The sequence below is a fragment of the Paenibacillus sp. FSL K6-1122 genome (assembly GCF_037977015.1).
Classification (GTDB): Bacteria; Bacillota; Bacilli; order Paenibacillales; family Paenibacillaceae; genus Paenibacillus; species Paenibacillus amylolyticus.
In genome coordinates this window covers 1,874,432-1,893,201 of the sequence record NZ_CP150272.1, presented here as the reverse complement: position 1 = coordinate 1,893,201, position 18,770 = coordinate 1,874,432, and the positions used below count along the sequence as shown (strand labels likewise).

Annotated in this window: 25 protein-coding genes and 2 pseudogenes; all 27 read right to left on the bottom strand. The window is 42.0% G+C overall.

Annotation, left to right across the window (positions count from 1 at the left end; all coding sequences use genetic code 11):
• Positions 1-11: 11 nt before the first annotated feature.
• Entirely contained in the window at positions 12-341 is a 330-nt protein-coding gene (locus NSQ20_RS08475; RefSeq protein ID WP_127544653.1) for an HIT domain-containing protein, read from the bottom strand.
• Between the two features lie 17 nt (positions 342-358).
• Positions 359-814, bottom strand: a complete 456-nt coding sequence (locus tag NSQ20_RS08470) for an NUDIX hydrolase (RefSeq protein WP_076318241.1) — start codon at positions 812-814, stop codon at positions 359-361.
• A 45-nt stretch (positions 815-859) separates the two neighbouring features.
• On the bottom strand, positions 860-1,450 hold the full coding sequence (locus NSQ20_RS08465; RefSeq protein WP_076318240.1) for an HD domain-containing protein: 591 nt from the start codon (positions 1,448-1,450) through the stop codon (positions 860-862).
• A 30-nt stretch (positions 1,451-1,480) separates the two neighbouring features.
• Positions 1,481-2,320 (bottom strand): annotated as a pseudogene (locus tag NSQ20_RS08460) (GNAT family N-acetyltransferase).
• 54 nt (positions 2,321-2,374) lie between these two features.
• Complete coding sequence (locus NSQ20_RS08455; protein WP_339198225.1) at positions 2,375-2,827, bottom strand: GNAT family N-acetyltransferase; 453 nt, start codon at positions 2,825-2,827, stop codon at positions 2,375-2,377.
• 40 nt (positions 2,828-2,867) lie between these two features.
• Complete coding sequence (locus NSQ20_RS08450) at positions 2,868-3,761, bottom strand: PhzF family phenazine biosynthesis protein (protein ID WP_340032268.1); 894 nt, start codon at positions 3,759-3,761, stop codon at positions 2,868-2,870.
• A complete protein-coding gene (locus tag NSQ20_RS08445; protein ID WP_076318237.1) occupies positions 3,754-4,419 on the bottom strand; it encodes a Type 1 glutamine amidotransferase-like domain-containing protein in 666 nt (221 codons plus the stop codon). Before NSQ20_RS08445 ends, NSQ20_RS08450 begins: the two co-directional genes overlap by 8 nt.
• A 20-nt stretch (positions 4,420-4,439) precedes the next feature.
• Complete coding sequence (locus NSQ20_RS08440; protein ID WP_340032267.1) at positions 4,440-4,982, bottom strand: GNAT family protein; 543 nt, start codon at positions 4,980-4,982, stop codon at positions 4,440-4,442.
• Between the two features lie 27 nt (positions 4,983-5,009).
• Positions 5,010-5,525: a nucleoside deaminase gene (locus NSQ20_RS08435; protein WP_036610381.1), complete on the bottom strand. Its 516-nt coding sequence runs from the start codon at positions 5,523-5,525 to the stop codon at positions 5,010-5,012.
• A gap of 95 nt (positions 5,526-5,620) precedes the next feature.
• On the bottom strand, positions 5,621-6,190 hold the full coding sequence (locus tag NSQ20_RS08430) for a histidine phosphatase family protein (protein WP_340032266.1): 570 nt from the start codon (positions 6,188-6,190) through the stop codon (positions 5,621-5,623).
• Between the two features lie 247 nt (positions 6,191-6,437).
• Positions 6,438-6,695: an NUDIX domain-containing protein gene (locus NSQ20_RS08425; protein ID WP_340032265.1), complete on the bottom strand. Its 258-nt coding sequence runs from the start codon at positions 6,693-6,695 to the stop codon at positions 6,438-6,440.
• Positions 6,696-6,915: 220 nt separating this feature from the next.
• Positions 6,916-7,650, bottom strand: a pseudogene (locus NSQ20_RS08420) (hypothetical protein); the annotation flags it as partial.
• A gap of 171 nt (positions 7,651-7,821) precedes the next feature.
• A complete protein-coding gene (locus tag NSQ20_RS08415; RefSeq protein ID WP_036610394.1) occupies positions 7,822-8,331 on the bottom strand; it encodes a hypothetical protein in 510 nt (169 codons plus the stop codon).
• 276 nt (positions 8,332-8,607) lie between these two features.
• Positions 8,608-8,955 carry a hypothetical protein gene (locus NSQ20_RS08410; RefSeq protein WP_036610397.1) on the bottom strand — a complete coding sequence of 116 codons (348 nt, stop codon included), beginning with the start codon at positions 8,953-8,955 and terminating at the stop codon, positions 8,608-8,610.
• A gap of 5 nt (positions 8,956-8,960) precedes the next feature.
• Positions 8,961-9,353 (bottom strand): hypothetical protein, encoded by a 393-nt coding sequence (locus tag NSQ20_RS08405; protein WP_036610400.1) that lies wholly within the window; start codon positions 9,351-9,353, stop codon positions 8,961-8,963.
• Between the two features lie 33 nt (positions 9,354-9,386).
• Positions 9,387-9,785 carry a hypothetical protein gene (locus NSQ20_RS08400; RefSeq protein ID WP_076318232.1) on the bottom strand — a complete coding sequence of 133 codons (399 nt, stop codon included), beginning with the start codon at positions 9,783-9,785 and terminating at the stop codon, positions 9,387-9,389.
• Between the two features lie 15 nt (positions 9,786-9,800).
• Positions 9,801-10,211 carry a hypothetical protein gene (locus NSQ20_RS08395; RefSeq protein ID WP_282318870.1) on the bottom strand — a complete coding sequence of 137 codons (411 nt, stop codon included), beginning with the start codon at positions 10,209-10,211 and terminating at the stop codon, positions 9,801-9,803.
• Positions 10,208-10,654, bottom strand: coding sequence for a LytTR family DNA-binding domain-containing protein (locus tag NSQ20_RS08390; protein WP_340032264.1), 447 nt, complete (start codon positions 10,652-10,654; stop codon positions 10,208-10,210). Before NSQ20_RS08390 ends, NSQ20_RS08395 begins: the two co-directional genes overlap by 4 nt.
• A gap of 168 nt (positions 10,655-10,822) precedes the next feature.
• Positions 10,823-11,323 (bottom strand): hypothetical protein, encoded by a 501-nt coding sequence (locus NSQ20_RS08385; protein WP_076318230.1) that lies wholly within the window; start codon positions 11,321-11,323, stop codon positions 10,823-10,825.
• A gap of 25 nt (positions 11,324-11,348) precedes the next feature.
• Entirely contained in the window at positions 11,349-11,852 is a 504-nt protein-coding gene (locus NSQ20_RS08380; RefSeq protein WP_076327140.1) for a DUF4188 domain-containing protein, read from the bottom strand.
• Between the two features lie 31 nt (positions 11,853-11,883).
• Positions 11,884-12,336, bottom strand: coding sequence for a hypothetical protein (locus NSQ20_RS08375; RefSeq protein WP_076327141.1), 453 nt, complete (start codon positions 12,334-12,336; stop codon positions 11,884-11,886).
• Between the two features lie 126 nt (positions 12,337-12,462).
• The gene (locus NSQ20_RS08370) at positions 12,463-13,119 is read right to left on the bottom strand and encodes a hypothetical protein (protein WP_076318227.1); all 657 of its coding nucleotides are present in this window, start codon (positions 13,117-13,119) and stop codon (positions 12,463-12,465) included.
• A 47-nt stretch (positions 13,120-13,166) separates the two neighbouring features.
• Complete coding sequence (locus NSQ20_RS08365) at positions 13,167-13,649, bottom strand: hypothetical protein (protein ID WP_076318226.1); 483 nt, start codon at positions 13,647-13,649, stop codon at positions 13,167-13,169.
• 199 nt (positions 13,650-13,848) lie between these two features.
• Positions 13,849-16,563 (bottom strand): YDG domain-containing protein, encoded by a 2,715-nt coding sequence (locus NSQ20_RS08360; RefSeq protein WP_340032263.1) that lies wholly within the window; start codon positions 16,561-16,563, stop codon positions 13,849-13,851.
• 305 nt (positions 16,564-16,868) lie between these two features.
• Positions 16,869-17,279: a hypothetical protein gene (locus NSQ20_RS08355; RefSeq protein ID WP_340032262.1), complete on the bottom strand. Its 411-nt coding sequence runs from the start codon at positions 17,277-17,279 to the stop codon at positions 16,869-16,871.
• Positions 17,280-17,303: 24 nt separating this feature from the next.
• Positions 17,304-17,825, bottom strand: a complete 522-nt coding sequence (locus tag NSQ20_RS08350; RefSeq protein WP_235200763.1) for a GNAT family N-acetyltransferase — start codon at positions 17,823-17,825, stop codon at positions 17,304-17,306.
• Positions 17,826-18,268: 443 nt separating this feature from the next.
• Positions 18,269-18,763: an isochorismatase family cysteine hydrolase gene (locus tag NSQ20_RS08345; protein WP_036610433.1), complete on the bottom strand. Its 495-nt coding sequence runs from the start codon at positions 18,761-18,763 to the stop codon at positions 18,269-18,271.
• Between the last annotated feature and the right edge of the window lie 7 nt (positions 18,764-18,770).

The following is an 18,770-nucleotide window of genomic DNA, read 5'->3' as shown; positions in this document are numbered from 1 at the left end:
TATACAGTTTCCTAAGTTCGCTCACCACTGACTATATGCCAATGCTGATGCTTCGAGTCTTGATAACTGCCCAAGTTAGTTATAATCTTCGACGAGCCTGTCTGAGCTAACAAGTCAGCAGCAATCTTTTTAATGACACGCATCATTTCTAAGAGTAGTTCATCATTATTCTCTTCCTCTTCTGAAATGAAGGACTGAATATGAATCTTGGGAATCACCACGATATGGTGTTCGTAGTATGGTCGGGTATGGTGATAAGCCATAACGTTATTTGTTTCCATGACAACTTTGACTTGCGTTTTACCACTCAGCACCTCATCACAATAGAAGTCCTGCGTCATAACATACCCTCCTCTTACTAGTTAGTTCTAATATATCCTGCCTTCTTCAACACATATTCCGTAAACGGATTGATCTCAGGGATCGGCTGATTCAGATCAAAATATCGGAGTTCCAGCCCTTCATCATCCATAATGGTTGGGCTGCCCTTGATACCTGAAGCTTCATAAACAGCCATGACGTTGTAAACTTCATCACCATGTGGGTACTGATAGTACATGTCCTCACCTGAAAAAATGCTAATGAGTTTGAACGATTCCGCTCTCAGTCCGGCCTCTTCATACAATTCCCGCGCAGCTGTTTCCTCCAAAGACTCCCCGGGTTCCATGGATCCCCCAAGTGTCCCCCAATCCAAGCTATCTGTACGTTTTTGTAGCAACAGGTGACCTTCCTCGTTGAACACGAGTACACATGAGCCCGCCATAATTAGAGGACGCGGGCCTACCAGTTTTCTTAGCTCCATGATATATCCCATCCATGCTTCTCCCCCATCTTCAAAGTGCATACGTGAAACCTACCCTTATGATTTGGTCAAGATTCCCTGATCTACGGATTTCTGAATAAGCTGCTGCGCATACTCCCACAATGTTTCGGAACCGTTCGCAATCTCACGGTTTCTGTTTAATACCTGATCACTTGTAATGTTATATTTCTGCCACGTATCTCCCTCATTCTGATGATTGTGGATCAGAGGCTGCAACCGATCAAGAGATGAGGCAAATTGTGCTTCAGGCGTCTGCTTTGCTTCAAACTCTAACCATAATTGGAATAGTTCTTCCGCCTGTTCCTTAGGCAATATACCAAACAGCCGATGAGCTGCTTTGAGTTCACGATCATATTTATCCGTGTGTCCCACCGTATTATAAGCGAACGTATCTCCGGCATCAATCTCGACCAGATCATGAACGAGAAGCATCTTAATGACTTTGAGGATATCCACATCCTTGTTGGCATGACTCTGCAAAACCAAGGCCATCATCGCCAGATGCCAGGAATGCTCCGCATCATTTTCAAGTCTCTCACCGTGCATAATTCTCGTCTTTCGTTCAATCGTTTTGAGTTTATCAATCTCAATGAGAAAGTGAATCTGATCCTGTAATGATTCGCTCACAGCACATCCTCCTTCATATCAGATACCCATCTACGTGGATAGATCGTACCAGTAAACTCTATAGTTAAAATCCAGTGACATTCCCACACCCTGTGCCAGACGAATTGAGCCCGCATTGTCCGGTGAACAATCCCAATACGGATGTATGCCTGCACGACTGCATTCATCTACAAAAGCTTTTGCCACCATCGCACCATAATTTCTTCTTCTGTAGACTCCAACCGTTTCAATATCAACCGCATGTGTCTGATCTGCGATAAATGCCGAAAAGCAAACACTCGCGATATCATCGTTATGCACTGCAATATAGCCAAAGCCATGTTGTAAAAAATAATCTATTTTCTTTCAAAAGTGAGATATTTTATCTTTCAGGAATGGAGAATTGTTATATCTTTTCTCTCCTAATAGTACTTCATCTATCCTGAGAATTCTGACTTTCTCGTCCTGTGAAGCACATATGTCGAGAGGTGCTTGCTGACTTATCGAATTTGGATTCAACTTGAATACATGCTGAATATCACTGGAGATATCTCTTTTCCCGGAGATGTGCCGAAGAAAATCTTCCCAGGCTTCGTCCACCACACCAATTTCAACAGCATGCATATGTAAGTCCAATAACTCAGGTTCAATACGTTCCCGCATGTACTCTTTCAATTCATTCAGAAAGGGCTCACTTCGAGAGTCGCCGATCAACTGAAAACCAGATTGTCCATGTACCCAAATTAGAGCTGCTGTGATATTCTCTGCATCATCTACATAGATCCGTCCCGGGTTCAAGCCAGACGCCACCGCCTTGACTTCAATATTCTGACACGAGTCCGTGAGATGTTTTACTTTGTGGAAATCATGTTTATTAATCTCGGTAATCATAGGTTCATTCCTCCCGAATTCAAGACGAAAGCCATAAAGCGTGTGTAACCTCTATCAAATCGTATATTCATAGATTCTCGTCTCTTCATCATCGAGCAGATATCCTTTGCCGATATAGGCCCAGTTATTTTTTTCATAATAATCAGTCAGATCAGTACATAAATACAGCTTGTCATACCCTTTTGCTTTCACCTCATTTAATGCATGGGTCTGAAGTTGTCCACCCAGATTTCGGCCCCGATATTCTGGATCAACATGAAGACATGCAAACCAGGGAAAGAGATCCTGCCTGCTATTCAGATCACTTCGCAACAAAGCGCACCCACCGATAATTCGGTCTCCGTCCAACATCACATAAAATCTTGGCACATCACTCTCTGTATCCACAGAACGCTCTATACAATCCCGATAGAAATGGAAGCTTGATTCCGAGCCCCATTGTTTCCAGAAATACTGTACTGCTTCTTGCATCACGTCCGGCTTCTGCCGAATATCAATAATTTGCAAAATGTTAATCTCCCTTCGCGCTTTTTGCTTTCGTATATGATCAAATGTCCAATTCAACATTCAGTTCACGCACAAAAGCAGCTGTCCCCTTCATTCTGACATCCATATCCTCACCATCCCGAATCACACTCACTTGAACCTTTCCATCTCTACCAATCTCATGCCCTTGCTCTACCACAAACTGTACCTCATCAATCTCCGGTTTCACATAGGTTAAATAATAAGCACCCATCACCCCGGAGGCTGTTCCAGTCACTGGATCTTCCGTCGTACCAGAGTATGGTGATGAAAAATGTCTGGCATGCATCATCGCATCGAAATCACGGGTTTCGAAACAAAAGGGATGCAGGGAAGCTTTGGGATTCTCAATTAAAATTCCTGGGAACAGGGAAGAATCCGGTCTCATTTTCATAAAGGAGTTCAGTTCACGAATCGGGATTAATAACGTCCAGGCTCCTGTACTTCCATAAACGATTGGCGCAGAAAGGTCAACATCATCCAGAGTGAGATTGATGGCGCTTACCAGCTTCTCGATATCCCCCTGGAATGGTATAAACTGCGGCTGATCCTGTTTCATTTCCATGTAAATGGTGTCGGCATTGCGCTCAAATCGTATGGGTAATGTACCTACATTGGTTTCAATTGTGATCAACTCTTTGTCACTTAACATCCCACGCGTCTTCAAACCATACAGTGATGCCATTGTGGCATGACCACACAGATTAATCTCATGCCCCGGTGTAAAATAACGTAGTCTGACGTCAGCTACTTCAGAGTTCAACACAAATACCGTCTCATTAAAACCAACCTTATAAGCGATCTGCTGCATCTCCGTCTCACTGAAATGATCAGCATCAAAAACCACTCCTGCCGGGTTACCTTGACCGGGAACGGTAGAGAAAGCATCATAATGATAGACCGTAATATTACTCATCAACAGACCCACTCTCTCTGTAATCTATGAGGCGCACATTTCCATATAACTCTACGCTTGCACCATCCATTACAAGCCCGCCACCATCTTGGCACGCATAAACCGCCGTACGATTAACACGGCTATACTCTCTTAATGAATCCAGAGTCTCTTCCGAACCATCCCAGTGCGGTGCAAATTCAAAATCAACAAGCTCCAGTGCTTTCATATCATTCAAACCCACTTCGTTCTCATCTGCATCTTCCCCATACCCAGCTATCTTTATCGTAGGTGTAGTCAGAATACTGCCTGCGCTGACCCCAATCAGAATGCCACCACTCTTCACATAGGAACGCAGCAAACCAAGCACATTTCTCTTCTGTAATAAACTTAGAAAATAAAACGTATTTCCGCCGGATAGATGAATCGCATCACATTCGAAAATAGCGCCAAATGTGCTCTCCTCATACTCCAGATCAAGATCATAATATTGAATGTTATCTATTCCTATTTGATTATAGTAACGTCTAGTGTGTTCAAAATACTTCCGCTCCGGGTCGGAGCACGAAGGGATATATCCGATGGAAGGCTGTGCACTTTCGAATAAGCTTCGTATTCTCTGATCCAATTTATCATTAGACTCGAAGAGCAAATCACTTAACAGAACCAACGTAGTCATCTTATTTCCTCCCGTACCTATTAGACTTGCTTAAACTCTCTATCCAAAATGGAGTAAAAATACTGGTCTGTCCACTGATTGTTCCACCATAGTTCTTCCTGGTAGACGGCCTCCCGTGTCATACCCACATGCTGCATCAGTGCTGCTGAGCGAACGTTTTGTGAATTGCACATACCGACGACCTTATGAGCTTGTAACTCTTGAAACGCAAATTGTAACAAAAGATGTGTAGCCTCGCTCCCATACCCGTTGCCTGCGTATTCCGAAAGCACACCGTATCCAAGTTCCCAGCTTTTTCGGTAATCCACATAACTCCACATCTGAACAATACCAATGGGTGTATCTTCCGGATCATTCAAGCGGCGTATAACAAAATCATAGGCATACGGTTTCTCATCTGCGACAGCAAAATGGCTGCCATATTTCTCACGGACCTTTTCCTCATCCGTTTCAACAGTTTCCTCAAAGCTCCATATATTTGTGTCACATTCAAGTTGACATATGAAGTCGAGGTCCTGCTCTGTGACTGTTGTTATTCTTACCTTCTCTCCCACGAATTCCATGTGTATTCATCCCCTTTATAAAAAAGATCATTGCTTCGGAATCTCCCACTCTGTATTAAGCACACCTCTACCAATATTCCATTTGGCGAGCAAAGCTCTCTGTCTGTTTTCCAGATCAAGATAGGGTGCTGCAACACAGGATAACGTGTCAAACATATGGATAAAATGAGGCCCTTCCTTGAAACGTCGAAGCCCGCCATATTCTTCATCATCCGCTGCCCATACAATCTTTTTAATACCCGACATTAATATGGTACAAGAGCACATAGGACAAGGTTCACAGGTAGTATAAAGCGTCAAGTCTTTCTTCTTCGAGAATTTCTTCTTCTCTACATCCAGCAAATGTTTTCCTGCCCGACGAATGGCATCCACCTCAGCATGTGCGGTGGGGTCGCAATCCGAGAAAACTCGGTTCCTGCCTTTACTCACGACAATCCCATCCACATCCACGATTATCGCACCAATCGGATACGTTCCTTCAATAAGTGATTGTTCTGCTTCTTCCAGAGCCAAAGTTAAATATTCATAATCCGATAACTTCATTTGAAAGTCCCCCTAAGTACAGTTATAGACCACCTACAAAACAGACTCCTTGTGCAATGTGTAATAGAAGAGATTGACGGAATCACCTTTAATCGTTAAACGTTTCGGATTGTGTACTGCCCTGCTTCACCAAGAAAATCACTTTTGGTTAACCCTTCTTCTCCGAGTAACATCCTGTAGTTCGATATCGTACCATCATGGGAAATGATAAACGTATTGCCGCTCTGTTGCCTGCACCATTCAAGAAGCTGTTCAGCTAATTTCTTGAATCGATGTGCATCCATCTGATTAATACTCTCTTCCCAACAATCCAAACCCAAATCAAGCATTCTTATGTCAGTATACTGATGGCTGAGTTCTTCCTTGGAATAGATCTGATCACAGACGAAAGGAACAAACTCTGGATTCTGAGGAAACATTCTTGGGCCAACCAGTGGGCTGAAGAACGCAAGATTTTTGTTAGGGGTTAGGAGTTGTGCTGTTTCAATAGTACGTTTCGTTGGACTAACCAAAATGACGTCTTCAGGCGCAAAAACCACTTGTTTACGCAACGCTATAACCTGACTTTTCCCCAATTCAGTGAGGCCCGGATGCTGACAATTTAATTGATTTGGGTAATCCATCAAGTGTTCGCCATGACCATGACGAATAAATGTAATGTCCATAGGCACCTATTCCTCTATTTCTGAATGAAGTGTTTGATGCCTTTTGCATCAAGAAGTTAGTCAGTTCCTTTTTCAAAAACACAGGATATACTTCCATCCGCTCCAGTTCGTCCAAGGAAAACCATTGGAAAGTTAACTTACCGTTATCTTCTAAACCTTTGAATTCAGTTTCACTATATAGCTTATGGGCTTCCGGCAATTTGATGAGATAATAAAAGCCAACTTCATGATACTTCAGGCCATCATATTAAAAGAAATCTTCACTAACATATGCGAGCCTTTCCGCACCTACATGAACACCCAGTTCCTCCATCATTTCTCGTACAATAGCCGCTTCTGTTGTCTCGTTTAATTTCACCCGACCTCCGGGCAGATTCCAGAAATCATCCTGTTCAGTCGTATGCAAAAGAACTCTTCCCGCATCCATCACAATACCTGCCACACGGAAGTTGAATTTGTTGTTATTTTGTTCATACGATACATTATTATTATCTGCAGTGGTCATCTCGCTGACCATCCATCAGCAAATCCGTCCATGAATCCCATGATGAATGAGGGAATGATGAGTACGAGCAATAAAATTAAACTGGCTATGCCCCATCTAAGAATTACTTTCCGTTTGCTTCGAACACCTATAATAATTAAGATTGCGGTTATTGCAATTAAGGCTACTCCATAAAATGTCATAAAACTGACCTCCGGTATGTATTCGTATTTCATTAAGGTTACTGCAGAATCTTTTCTAGTTTGTGCCTACAAGCCTCGCGGTCATAATCCGAATTATCCAGCCATACCTTATCCATCTGAAGTAACCCATAGATTTTGGACTCCAGCTTCTTTCTTTCCTGCAAAACCTGTAACGTACCCTTAACACCCTGATAACCCTGTGCCTGCCCCAAACCCTGGTTCGTATAATAATTAATGAATCCCTCTGACCATTCTTTTGGTCTTTCACTGACTGCCTTATCAAATGTATAGGATATATCTTTCTGGTCGATATAGATGAGAAGCGGGTTCAGAGCATGAATGATACGCCCCAGTTCCAATACATACTGCACGTTCTGCTCTTTGGATTGATTGCATTTTACGAGACCCATGGTTAGTGGATTCTGGATAAAACAACACTCAAATATCGTGATGCAGTCATCATTCGTGCTTAACACGTTTTGGGTGAAATCTTGCCACTTCCCGGTGATCAGCTTAACATTTTGCTCAAAAGGAATTTCGTAAATATCTCGGCTGAAAATATCCTGTACAATGTGATCGGGAAGCTCTATTCCCCATTGCTCTTTCATCTTACGGTATGGAATCAGGAAACCTGGATCATGAGCAGTCGCATTGCTTTCCAGAATCTCTCTGTATTCTTCATGTGTTTTCAATAAAGCCTCGAAGTCTCCAGCATAATAAAAAGATACGCCCTCGTAATCAGCAGGGTGATCCAGGTTCCCTTCTTGAAATAGTTGTACCTCCTTGCCTTATCCTATCAAAATTTCGGATACCATTTTGGCAACCGTTGACTTGCCTGAACCCGGTAATCCTTCAATGAGTATTAATCGCCTATCCATCATTACATCATCCTTTAGGTTGTATAAAATTTTCAGCTCCATGATCAAGACAGTGTTCTACTGTGCTTAATCAATGTCTGCAAAAATCCATTGCGCGTTATCGCCATCTTCTTTCTTTTTCCAAAACACCATCGTATTGCTATACTCTTCGTCGTTCTCATTTAACTCATTAACTATCACCACTGCCTGATAGAGTTTCCTTTGCTCCTGTATAGTGATATCGCTCATGGAAGTAACCTTGAGAACTTTGTATCTTCCCATACCTGATATAGGAGATTCAGGATCAATCAAACTCATATATGCTATTTCATCCTTTTCGTATAAATAACGTATACGGGCATTCATAAGTTTGACGATTTCCAATTTGTCACCGGTATAGTTTGTTTCATCGAGATACTCTGGTGGGATGTCTTCCTTCTCATGGGATGTCGATATTTCTTCATCCTGTTGTGTCTCTTTTGCTGTGACACTTTGAGCCAAGGAATCTATTGATTGTTGTGCATCTTCAGTGTTTTCCTGGTTCTGACAGGCCACCAGAAGTAGTAATAATAATGAAACTACGTTTAACTTTTTCATAGTCAGCCCTCCATTCAATCATGGATAATACTCCCCTCGTAAAGACCTTAAATGCCTTTAATTTAAAATAGAGACTTCCTATGTATGTAAAATTCTCTCTCAAGGTACATCATAACCCATAATGTGGAATTTGCGAATAAACGAAGTTAACCATCTCTGTTTCTATAGCATTTCGCGCAAAAAACCACGCTTCTCTGCACGAGTTATATCATGCAAAGCGCGTGGTTATCAGCAGAACTTTCATTCAACTTTTGTAACTGTCCACAATCAATCTAGCTACCTACTAAATAGCATATTCATTATGCCGACCGCTTCAATCTGGATCTCTTTTTCTTCATTATCCAAGAAAAGGTAACTATATGTTGAAAAGATTCCCATATGCAGTATATGTCCACCTTTATAATGAAGCGTCTTTTCCTCACCGTCGATCGTCTGCGTAAACGTCCTGCCTTCATTCACATCATACGAAGAATGGATGTCATGTTCACTTGCGAGCCACGCAACAAAATCTTCTTCGTTTGGATTGGTCATTACTAGAATAACGAGCAGAACAACAAGAACAACAATGCCCTTTCTTAGTCCTGCGCCCTTCTTGCCACCATGCTGTGTGTATTCACGCTCCATCCCGTTCACCCCGTTTCTTGAACAGAAATCTCTACGTTCTTTGCCAAAACCCAACCACTCAATCCATACGAGGATGAGATCACCATATACTTGTATTTCTCCTCGATCAGCCGGATTTGCAATTCGTCATAGGAATCATAACTGACAGGCCAAGCTTGACCCTTCCCTGACTCTAACAACTCTCGATTATAAGGGATAAAATGCTCTATTTCCCACTCATCCAGATCCAAAATAATGCTGCCATGCAGCGGTGTATCAAACGCATGGGCCATTACACCAGAGAATAAAACATCCATATTTTTCGGCACATCATGACTTGAACGAGTACGCATCCTAATTCTTTTGTTCTCTAAATCAACTTCGTAACTTAATATGATGTTGTCATGCAAACTTGGCATAGTCCCCCTCCTTCCATACCTTATAAATCCGAATCAAACACCATAATATTGTTTATAGTGTGAGACCCATTCCGCGTTGGAGAAATCAACAAAGTCATACGGCTCGCACTGTTTAAGGTAAAGCAACTCCTTGTGCGCCTGTTCCCCATCCATATTTTCCAGATAAAATAAAGTCTGCTCATGTCCCGCACCACATAATAACTGCACATCAATATAACTGCCCGTATCCTGATTCTTTCGTTTGGCTTTCCAGATCAGCGTGGTGTCCTCCACATTTCCAATACAGAATAACATGATGCACAATAGTCTCAGAACCTCGTTATCCTCTGACTTCCGGTTCTCAATCTCTTGCTGAAGCAGCTGTCGGATGGCCTCCCGGTGTACCTCATCAGGTTCCAATCCGTACAACTGCAACAGTTCTTCCTCGTTCATACGTGTACTCCCTACCTACTTGAGAATGTTATTTAACTCTTCCGCTTTTTTCCTGCTATCTATTCTAGCATAAAAATAAAAAGCGATGACGTGTAGCACGATAGATAATAACCACATGCCGGGGAACCAGGGAGCGATGAATTGGAACATGTCTACCGAGAATAACCATACCATCGCCATGCCTCCTGCAATATTGAATGTGGAAGAAATGACGATATTCCATACCGGTTTTAACGTAAAATAGTTCCACAGTATGTTATACATCATTCCAAACAACAAAGCTGCAATAAAAGCAATACCCGCTATGTTCCATAAATAGGACATCTGAATGGGCAGATCACCAAAGAATATTGTAGCCAAGAGTGTGATCCATAGCGTCATTATAGTGAATACTTGAAAAAAAGAATTTCTAAGTTGAGTAATCATGATAATTTCCCCCTAAAGTTTTTAATATAAAATCGGCTGACGAAGTAACTGGAGCTATCGCTCAGGTCTACCTTAATTCGAGCTTGGTCTGTTGCAGAGAATGCGGTGATGTACCGCGTATTGATGATCGTTTGATTATTTATTTTTACAAAATGAAGGTCATCCAGATCCTCTTCTACAAATTTCAGACGTTTATGAAGCAAGTACCTCTCACCTGAGATCACCCGGACACAGCACATCCGATCCTCTGATTCAAAGGCAACCACCGAGCTCAACTGGATCTGTATATTGCGATTATTCTTGGCATGGATGACCGTTAATTGAGTTTCCGATTCACAGATTGCCTTCTGAATACGGTCCCACTTCGACTTCTCCGCAGGATGGGTTATGACCTTGGCTACCCTTTTATCAATTGCTGTGTCCTCTTCAAAAATGACTTTCATGTGTTGCCCCTCCTCTCACAACTCATATTACAAGCATAGTTACGGCAATCCCACTGTATTGCGTTTTGTTGCATGATTTTGCAAGTTTGTTGCATCGGTACTGCATAGATACTAAAAAGAACCACTCCATGGGAGCAGTTCTTTTTATAAGGAGGTGCTACGTTAACCTTACTCAATCTCCAGATACATATCCCGATTTTGCAGGATCATCTCATTCATATGTTTAATAGCTGCTTGCGCCACGGTCTGATAGGTGTCATATAACACCTCTGTTCTCTGAAGCAAGATTGGGTCCTTATCCAGATCTGTTGCCAGCACCTCAAGCCACTCTTCACCCACTTTATTTTTGTCCGTAATGAGACTTTCAATCTGTTCAAGTACATTAACCATCTCATCTAAATGAAAAAAGTGCATCCCATTTTTTATTCCATTCCAGCTTTTGATCTCAATGATGTTATATGCCGAAAACCAATAAAATTCTGCCAGACTTTTCGTGTGATTATGATAGGAATAGAACAGAAATAAAGCTTGTTGCCCTTCGTGTAACATTCGGTATATCTCTGATTTGGCTGCCATATCTCTGCCCCGTACTGATACAAGCATTGGTTCAATACACAGCCAGCTCAGTTGCTTTGAATATATATCTTCTGGTCGAAGTTTAGCCTTCATAACATGCTCCTTTCTTTTTACCTATTTAAGGATTCTCTGGTACTTCCACGGCCGGGTCATTCTCTCCGCCCATTCTGCGTCTGGATGTCTCCATTTTCCCTGTCGAAGGCACATGGTCAGAAGCTTTAGCTAATCCGAATTTGGGCATGTTGGCGTATATGGTCTCGAAGGAACCCGACTGAGCCTTGTATGTTTCATGATATATCCCTACTGTTCCGTCAGTACCAATGGATCGGTTGAATTTTTTCCAAGCTTCCAAGTGTAGTCCACCTCGTGCGTATTTCTCCAATTCATCGTAAGAGCGCCAGTATTGTAGTAGCGTCACCCCACGCCTGCTTATAAAATACTCTGTACTCAGAAATCCGGTCTCCGGATTCATATACAGCTCTTTAATCATCGGGCCCATGGACTTAAAGACAGGCAACCATTTGTGTATAGCCCACAGACGATTAATCCTCATTCCGATGATAAAAACAACAAATTCTCCCTCAATCTCAGCGGAGTATCTTCCCTTATGTATGTTCGCCACGTAATCTCTCCTTCTCTCAAAACATTCGATTTCATCGGATCTGGACGACCCTGCCTATCCGCTCATAGGCATTCAAGGGAAACTCAAAACTCCACCGTTTGTGATATTCCTCCAGTCCCATTTCCTTCAATTTGCTTAATTCTCTGTAAAATAGCTTAGTCAACTTGACCAAGGATAACTCCTCAGACATAAGCAATCGCCCCTCTGTAACGGCTTCCGTGCTAAAGTTATCACTCATCTCATACATCATGAATTGAACGATTACCTGCGAACGTTTCTTGATCCAGAAGCGATATTCTCCAGGTTCGGTCTGCATGGTCATGGTTACCTCCGTGGCTCCTTTGTGCAATGCAACGAATTGACGTGTTATCTCATCCACCGCATCCGACAAAAAAGAAACCGGAATCTCAATCTGTTCTCCCTGATCAGGTTGAACCAGGATATCCAGCCATCCGTGCGGTTCAAGCGTCATAACGATGTCCATAGTCATCCTCCTTTATGCAATTCTGTGAAGCAGAATAATTGGAAACCCATTTTCAGATATAACCGCTGTGCCGCAATATTCCCTTCATTTACAGCTAAAATAATCTCATTAATCTTGGGATGCAACTCACAAACGCATTTGTGCAGTGCCTTCATTGCTGCGTAAATCTTCATACACATTCCAACTTGTATACAATTCTTTTAGCGCTAACGCCGTTTTATGTATGAACTCTTCCATAGCTTCCATGGATAACATATTTAAATCACCCAAAGGTTCGTTGTCAGGGTTAACTAAAAACTCAAGTTTCTCTTCTCTATACTGGTACACCTCAGATTCCAGCAATCCGCCTAAATCAAATGCTCTTCCCACATTCAGCTCATTTAACCAATCGTTGGCCCTATTCCAATTCCGTAAAATCATAAACTCCAGCTTTGTGACATCCTGTGTATACACACTTCTTCCGTTGGGATGGACTTCATATGCAGGATAGATATCGAATGTCCACGCGCGATCCGTATAGATATGGGCGATGTAACCGCACAGATATTGCAGGAATTTGGGATCACTATAAGCTAACTTCTTGTTGGATTCAAAAAATCCTTTAAGTTCTTCGTCTGTTGCGAATCTTCCTGCCTCTGGCATGAGGTGGGTTCTTGCCTTTTCTGTACGAAGATTAGTTCTTACATGGATCGAATCAGGAGCAAGGCTTCCCAATAACAATTCAGGGGATGGCTCGGATATCAATTCGGATGCAATTGCAAAATGTACCATCGGCCAAGGCAATGTAAAAACTCCTTTCTTTAGTCAATTGGTCTTAAAAGAGTTAAATTTCATATCCCAAAATGCACAATGCTTTTCCCATTTATCTCAGCATACTTTGCCATGTTCGCAAGCTTATGTAATTCGTTGATTAATTCAACTTTGTTGTACACGAGTTTCTCGTAGTAGCCCTTCCGTTCTTCTCCATCAAAACAGTAACTCCCTGTCAGAACAATCGGATCCGCCGCATGGCTGAATAGATCAATCCAGGCCTGAAGCAGTTGATGAAACTTCAACAAAACATCCTGCTCTTTAATCACGGTTATTCCATAGTTGTTCAGTCCACTACATCTCATACACGTAGATGGATTCCATGTATCCAACCAGCAAAGGGAATCATAGATGTACGCAATGAATTCGTCTTCCAAGGTCGCATGATTCTTTGTGGTTAATCCACTTCCATGTATTCTCCCTTGTGAATCCCATGAGTAGGAGGTATGAATATTCCCGTCTACTTGCGATTTGTTTTCAATAACAAAATGATGCTTTGGCATGCCTACATTTGTCCCCTTTACACGCTCACTTTCATTCAATCCTCTTAATTCATCATAACCCATGTATTGGTAAATGCGAAGTTGTTTTGAATCTAAAAATCAAAAAGCCTCCACAGTCTTATTCGACAGTGGAGACTCTATTTGCTTCTACACTTTCATCAGAAAAGTCACTAATGAAAATGGTCTTCAAACATAAACATCACGGTGTAGCAGTAATCTCCCCTGTACCAACTATCTGCATTGCTGGGGCAACATAATTTCCTGCATCATTTCCTGTAAGAGTGTAATTAATCGTTATTACTTTATTGGTTCCTACAGCTGCATTGTTGTAAGTGGCTACGGCGATTACCTGTACGTCATCCCCAGGGATAATGTTAGATAATGCACCTGGTGTTACATTTGCAATAAGAGTTCCGTCATACACTTTGGAGAGTATTAATGTCGGAGACGAGATCATCAATTGCTTTCTAGTTATTACACCATTCACTGCAATTTCATCTGGTGCAGTATAGTTTGTTCCATCATTACCAGATAAAATATACGATACGGTTATCTTTTTATTTGTTCCTACATTTTCATTATCATAGACTCCTGAAGCACTTACCGTTACGTCATCCCCAGGACAAATACCTTGTTTATTTTCTCCACAAGATCCTACTCTAGAACCCGCTAGTGCAGTTGTTGCTAAGGTTCCATCATACACTTTGGAAGTGGTGATCAAATCTATAATCGTTCCCGTATCCACACTAAATTGTACATAAACAGTGTAGTTCGTATTATTAGCTGGAGCAATATATTTGCCACTATCCGTACCAGCTATTGTGTAAGCCACAGTTACAAGCGCCGAATTAGGCCGGGAAGTTGTATCATATACCGCATCTGCACTCACGGTCACATCCTCACCTGGAACAACCCCAACTAAGGAACCTGAAGATACGACTACCGATGAATCTCCATCTGTCTTCTCAATAACAGTCAACATCGGCTCCCCGATCGTCAACTGTGCGGCTGTAATGGCCCCTGTCTGGGTTGTATAGTTTGAAGGCGCAATATACTTGGCTGCATCTGCTCCGCCTAACGTATAAACTACAGTGATTGTTTTACCTGTGCCTATTATTGCATCATTGTAGGTGGCTGCTGCACTTACGGTTACATGGTCTCCAGCAGCAACCCCGGTTAGTGAATCTGCTATTACTGTAGCCGAAGACGTTCCATCGTACATTTTCTCGGTTGAGAGTACTGGAGCCGAAACGGTTAACTGATTTGTACCAATAATGATCTCTGCCGAAGCCATCGATATATTGTTCGCGAGATCAACGGCATATAAGACATACGTACCTGACACTAAACCCGCTGTACTCATTGTCGTATCTACGTTTGCTGTCACCGACTGCTTCTTGCCAAACAACCCTGCAACAGATTGGTTTAGACTAGTGATTGTTTTTGGTGTTGCGGAAGGAACCAAATACAGATACCCATTTTCATTGCTTCTACCCACCACAGGATCTCCACCTGCAATATGACCACTCGTTACATTGGACAGAGTAGGAGCGGTTGTATCCGTTCCTCCAGTGGAAGGTGAAGTCACAGGAGCAGTTGGAGTAGCTGGAGTCACTGTATTTATGACTTTATCCAACAGTCGAATTGTAGTTTCAAAAGTCGTACCACCTTTAGCAACGGAACTCAGCGTCACCTTTTCAATAGTACCCGTGCCTAGAATTTTAGCGACTGCATCTAAGAAAAGGTTTACAATCGTTGCATCCGTGCCTAAGTTAAGAGTCGTCCCCGTTGCTGTAACTGCTACGATAACGTCCTTAATACGGCCTTCAGGAATATCCACCTGAACCCCACTGCCTTTAATGATTAAGGAATCAAATGTTCCTTTCAAACCTACTTTTGAACCCGCAGGTAACCGCTCGGATAATGTAATCTTGCCGAAGCCATTCCCCGTAATATCCGTTTCTTGTAGCGTAGCAGGGGAGTGAATGGTTACTTCTCCAACTGTCGTTGAACCTTCTACAATAATGAGAACGGGTCCTTTTTTCTTATCAACAATAAGGGTAGATGTTACGGTATTTTTTAAATAGATGGTACTAACGCCCCCACCCTCTACCCGTGTCACACCTTTAATCGTAACATTCGTAAGGTGTACATCTCCTTCTTGGATACCTTCACTAAATAATAGGTTTCCTTTGATGATCATATTCTTCAATGTAACCCCAGCCGTGCTAATGAGCACATCCCCATCAATGGTCTGCGTCCCCGCCTCAGGGCCATATGTTCCAGCTAAGCTGTAATCCGTTGCTCTTGCATTCACTGAACGATCCAGCGCAACGACTGCTTCAGCACGAGTGATCGGTTTATTCGGATTGAAGTTATTATCGTAGCCCTGTAAAATCCCTTTAGCCACTATAGCATCTACCGAATTTTTAGCCCATAAGGCTATCATATTGGAATCCGTAAAGTGATTTCCAGTACTAGCTTCATTCGATAGATCCAGAAGATCATTGATAATAACTGCAACTTCTTGTCTAGTAATGGGTTTATTGGCACCGATTGTACCGTCCCTATAACCCTTTATGTATCCAGCTTTTACAGCCTTGGAAACCTCAGCATATGCCCAGTTAGATGAAGTAACATCCTTGAAGGATACAGATGCTGTTTCAGTAAATCCATATGAACGATTAACCAATGAGAAAAACTCTGCTCTTGTTATGGTATTGTTCGGTTTAAAGCTGCCATCTTCATAACCATGAATAAAACCTTTGTCGATCCATTTCGTAATTTGGCTTTCTGCCCAGTTTCCCTCGATGTCTGATGCCGAAGATTCGGCGGCACCCAATACTACATTAAACGATGAAAACAACATAACTGTAATCAATAGAGTGGTCACAAGCTTTTTAGCACAATTCATGATATTAGTCCTCTCACTCATAGTATGATTACTGGATCTTACTCGCTCAACTTATCACAAAGATCAGCAATAGTATACATAAAATACTGACCATGAAATATGGCTACAAAACCCAGTCTGTTAAAGAGTTTAGAGCCCAACTTTCGGTGCATACAGTATACATTTTTTCTACTCCTCCCTATCACATCAGAACTGAAATATAACAAAAAAAAGGACACCTCGTTGTCGTATCCATAGGTATCCTCGTTTATTAAATTAGGTAGTAAACTAAAATGCTGAATCACTAGTTTCCTCAATTCTCACATTCATAAAATCCTTCGTCTACTCAGAAACGCTGTTCCTTCTTCTCGGTACATCTCTATAGATTCATTGGTCACATGATCATGCCTCAGTGCTCCCATATAATCTGTTCCAGGTTTGTTCGATCTATAATCTGAATCAATCGTGTAAATATTGAAGTGCACCTCATCTTCATCCTCTGACACATCTGTTTTATCAAAAAGTGAAATCACTTCATCTTTACCAAGATACCTAAATGGAGAATCCTGACGCTCTATAATATAAAATGGATATGTGAGGTTTTCTATCTGAATGAATTTCTGGTATGCCTTAAGCTCATCAGGTATGAGATCCATGTACTGTCTAGCTACATCTTCTGCCTGAAATACACCTGAAATCCACTTCAAACTCCCCTTGGTTGCTACGATAATGAACAAACTAATCACCTTCTAATTTAAATATTATTTCTCTCTTTCACGCACAAAAGTCTGAGACAAAATCCGGTGACTGCCAGCGATATTGTCAATCTCAATGTTATATTCAGACTCAGTGTATTCAATCTGATGTTGCTCATAATATTTTTTCCAGAATGAAACTGCTGTCGCATTGTTAGCGAGCTGTTCTACTTTGAATGTACCCTCAAATTGAGCAAAAACCAAGTCAACCGTTTGTGCTGCCAGCCCCTGTCCGCGATATTTTTTGACCAAGAACAGCTCTTGCACGGTATAATCCACACCTTCCGGCACATATGGAGGTGAGCAGACCAGTACGAATCCAATAACCTTTCCTTCATACTGAATCAAAAACGGATGTAATTCATCGCGTTCCAGATATAGATAGGTGTTCGTTGGATCATATTTCCCCTCTTCTAGTAGATCCTCGCCAGAAAATTCGGACAGATCATATAAGTACAAGTTGTACAGGTTGAGGAACAATTCCTTTTGTTCTGCCAAAATACTCGTAATTTGTACATTCATCTTCATTGCACATCTCCCTTAGTTAATGAGTTGGCTAGTGGTCCATACATGACATTACCGATCTCCACAACGAGTTTGCTGTGCCCTGTTCTCAATATATTCTTTCAACCACAGCAGATATAGGCAAAGTTTGGTTTAAACCATGGAGTAACCTTACTTTCACAGTGGACATGAACATTTGGACAAAAAAAGACTCCCTAAAGAGTCCGATTATTGGTCTTGTCTTTATTTTTCACCAGATATCCATTAGCACTTAGCTAATAATTATCGAATTATATAGGTTCAACTAAACTTTTTACATAAAAACGGAGAGGACAGAAATAACCTGAAGAAGCGGAGCGTTCGCCTTTAGCACCGGATTTCCCCCTTTAAAAAGGGAATCAAAAAAATCTGGGGATAACAGCGATCGGAAGGTTGTTCTGTCATTGGAGTGCTCAGTGTAAACCTCTTTAGTTGAACTTATATAGATAATCAACCACAGGATATGAGATCACATTGCGATCTCTGTACATTGAAGCCACCGCTTCGGGATGGGTGCTAAGAATTCCATTTTGCAACATCACCGGCCGGAAACCTCGCTCCATCGCTCCGTTGTAGGTGAATAGAACACATTCCTCTGCGGCAAACCCGGCGATGATCACCAATTCAATTCCATGACTCTTCAACACCTGCTCCAAGTCAGTTTGCCAGAAGGCATTGGAGGCTTCCTTGGTAACGGTGAGATCCTTCTCATTCACATCCACCTCGGGAATGATGCGATACTCATCTGACGCTGCCTCCTCCATGCCCTCCACATCCTGCACGTGAACGACCGTATGATCATTCGAGCGCAGCACATTAGCCACATGGTTAATGTACTCACAGGCATGGTCTATCGAAGTCTGATCCATCTTTTTCCGCACAATACTCTCTTGCATATCAACAATCAGCAAACCTACTTTCATCCAATCT

What these genes read in the sequence shown, in the direction of transcription:
- NSQ20_RS08475 (WP_127544653.1), bottom strand. Translation starts at nt 341, where the DNA reads ATGACGCAGGACTTCTATTGTGATGAGGTGCTGAGTGGTAAAACGCAA.
- NSQ20_RS08470 (WP_076318241.1), bottom strand. Translation starts at nt 814, where the DNA reads ATGGGATATATCATGGAGCTAAGAAAACTGGTAGGCCCGCGTCCTCTA.
- NSQ20_RS08450 (WP_340032268.1), bottom strand. Translation starts at nt 3,761, where the DNA reads ATGAGTAATATTACGGTCTATCATTATGATGCTTTCTCTACCGTTCCC.
- NSQ20_RS08445 (WP_076318237.1), bottom strand. Translation starts at nt 4,419, where the DNA reads ATGACTACGTTGGTTCTGTTAAGTGATTTGCTCTTCGAGTCTAATGAT.
- NSQ20_RS08440 (WP_340032267.1), bottom strand. Translation starts at nt 4,982, where the DNA reads ATGGAATTCGTGGGAGAGAAGGTAAGAATAACAACAGTCACAGAGCAG.
- NSQ20_RS08435 (WP_036610381.1), bottom strand. Translation starts at nt 5,525, where the DNA reads ATGAAGTTATCGGATTATGAATATTTAACTTTGGCTCTGGAAGAAGCA.
- NSQ20_RS08430 (WP_340032266.1), bottom strand. Translation starts at nt 6,190, where the DNA reads ATGGACATTACATTTATTCGTCATGGTCATGGCGAACACTTGATGGAT.
- NSQ20_RS08425 (WP_340032265.1), bottom strand. Translation starts at nt 6,695, where the DNA reads ATGACCACTGCAGATAATAATAATGTATCGTATGAACAAAATAACAAC.
- NSQ20_RS08415 (WP_036610394.1), bottom strand. Translation starts at nt 8,331, where the DNA reads ATGAAAAAGTTAAACGTAGTTTCATTATTATTACTACTTCTGGTGGCC.
- NSQ20_RS08410 (WP_036610397.1), bottom strand. Translation starts at nt 8,955, where the DNA reads ATGGAGCGTGAATACACACAGCATGGTGGCAAGAAGGGCGCAGGACTA.
- NSQ20_RS08405 (WP_036610400.1), bottom strand. Translation starts at nt 9,353, where the DNA reads ATGCCAAGTTTGCATGACAACATCATATTAAGTTACGAAGTTGATTTA.
- NSQ20_RS08400 (WP_076318232.1), bottom strand. Translation starts at nt 9,785, where the DNA reads ATGAACGAGGAAGAACTGTTGCAGTTGTACGGATTGGAACCTGATGAG.
- NSQ20_RS08395 (WP_282318870.1), bottom strand. Translation starts at nt 10,211, where the DNA reads ATGATTACTCAACTTAGAAATTCTTTTTTTCAAGTATTCACTATAATG.
- NSQ20_RS08390 (WP_340032264.1), bottom strand. Translation starts at nt 10,654, where the DNA reads ATGAAAGTCATTTTTGAAGAGGACACAGCAATTGATAAAAGGGTAGCC.
- NSQ20_RS08385 (WP_076318230.1), bottom strand. Translation starts at nt 11,323, where the DNA reads ATGAAGGCTAAACTTCGACCAGAAGATATATATTCAAAGCAACTGAGC.
- NSQ20_RS08375 (WP_076327141.1), bottom strand. Translation starts at nt 12,336, where the DNA reads ATGGACATCGTTATGACGCTTGAACCGCACGGATGGCTGGATATCCTG.
- NSQ20_RS08365 (WP_076318226.1), bottom strand. Translation starts at nt 13,649, where the DNA reads ATGCCAAAGCATCATTTTGTTATTGAAAACAAATCGCAAGTAGACGGG.
- NSQ20_RS08360 (WP_340032263.1), bottom strand. Translation starts at nt 16,563, where the DNA reads ATGAATTGTGCTAAAAAGCTTGTGACCACTCTATTGATTACAGTTATG.
- NSQ20_RS08350 (WP_235200763.1), bottom strand. Translation starts at nt 17,825, where the DNA reads ATGAAGATGAATGTACAAATTACGAGTATTTTGGCAGAACAAAAGGAA.
- NSQ20_RS08345 (WP_036610433.1), bottom strand. Translation starts at nt 18,763, where the DNA reads ATGAAAGTAGGTTTGCTGATTGTTGATATGCAAGAGAGTATTGTGCGG.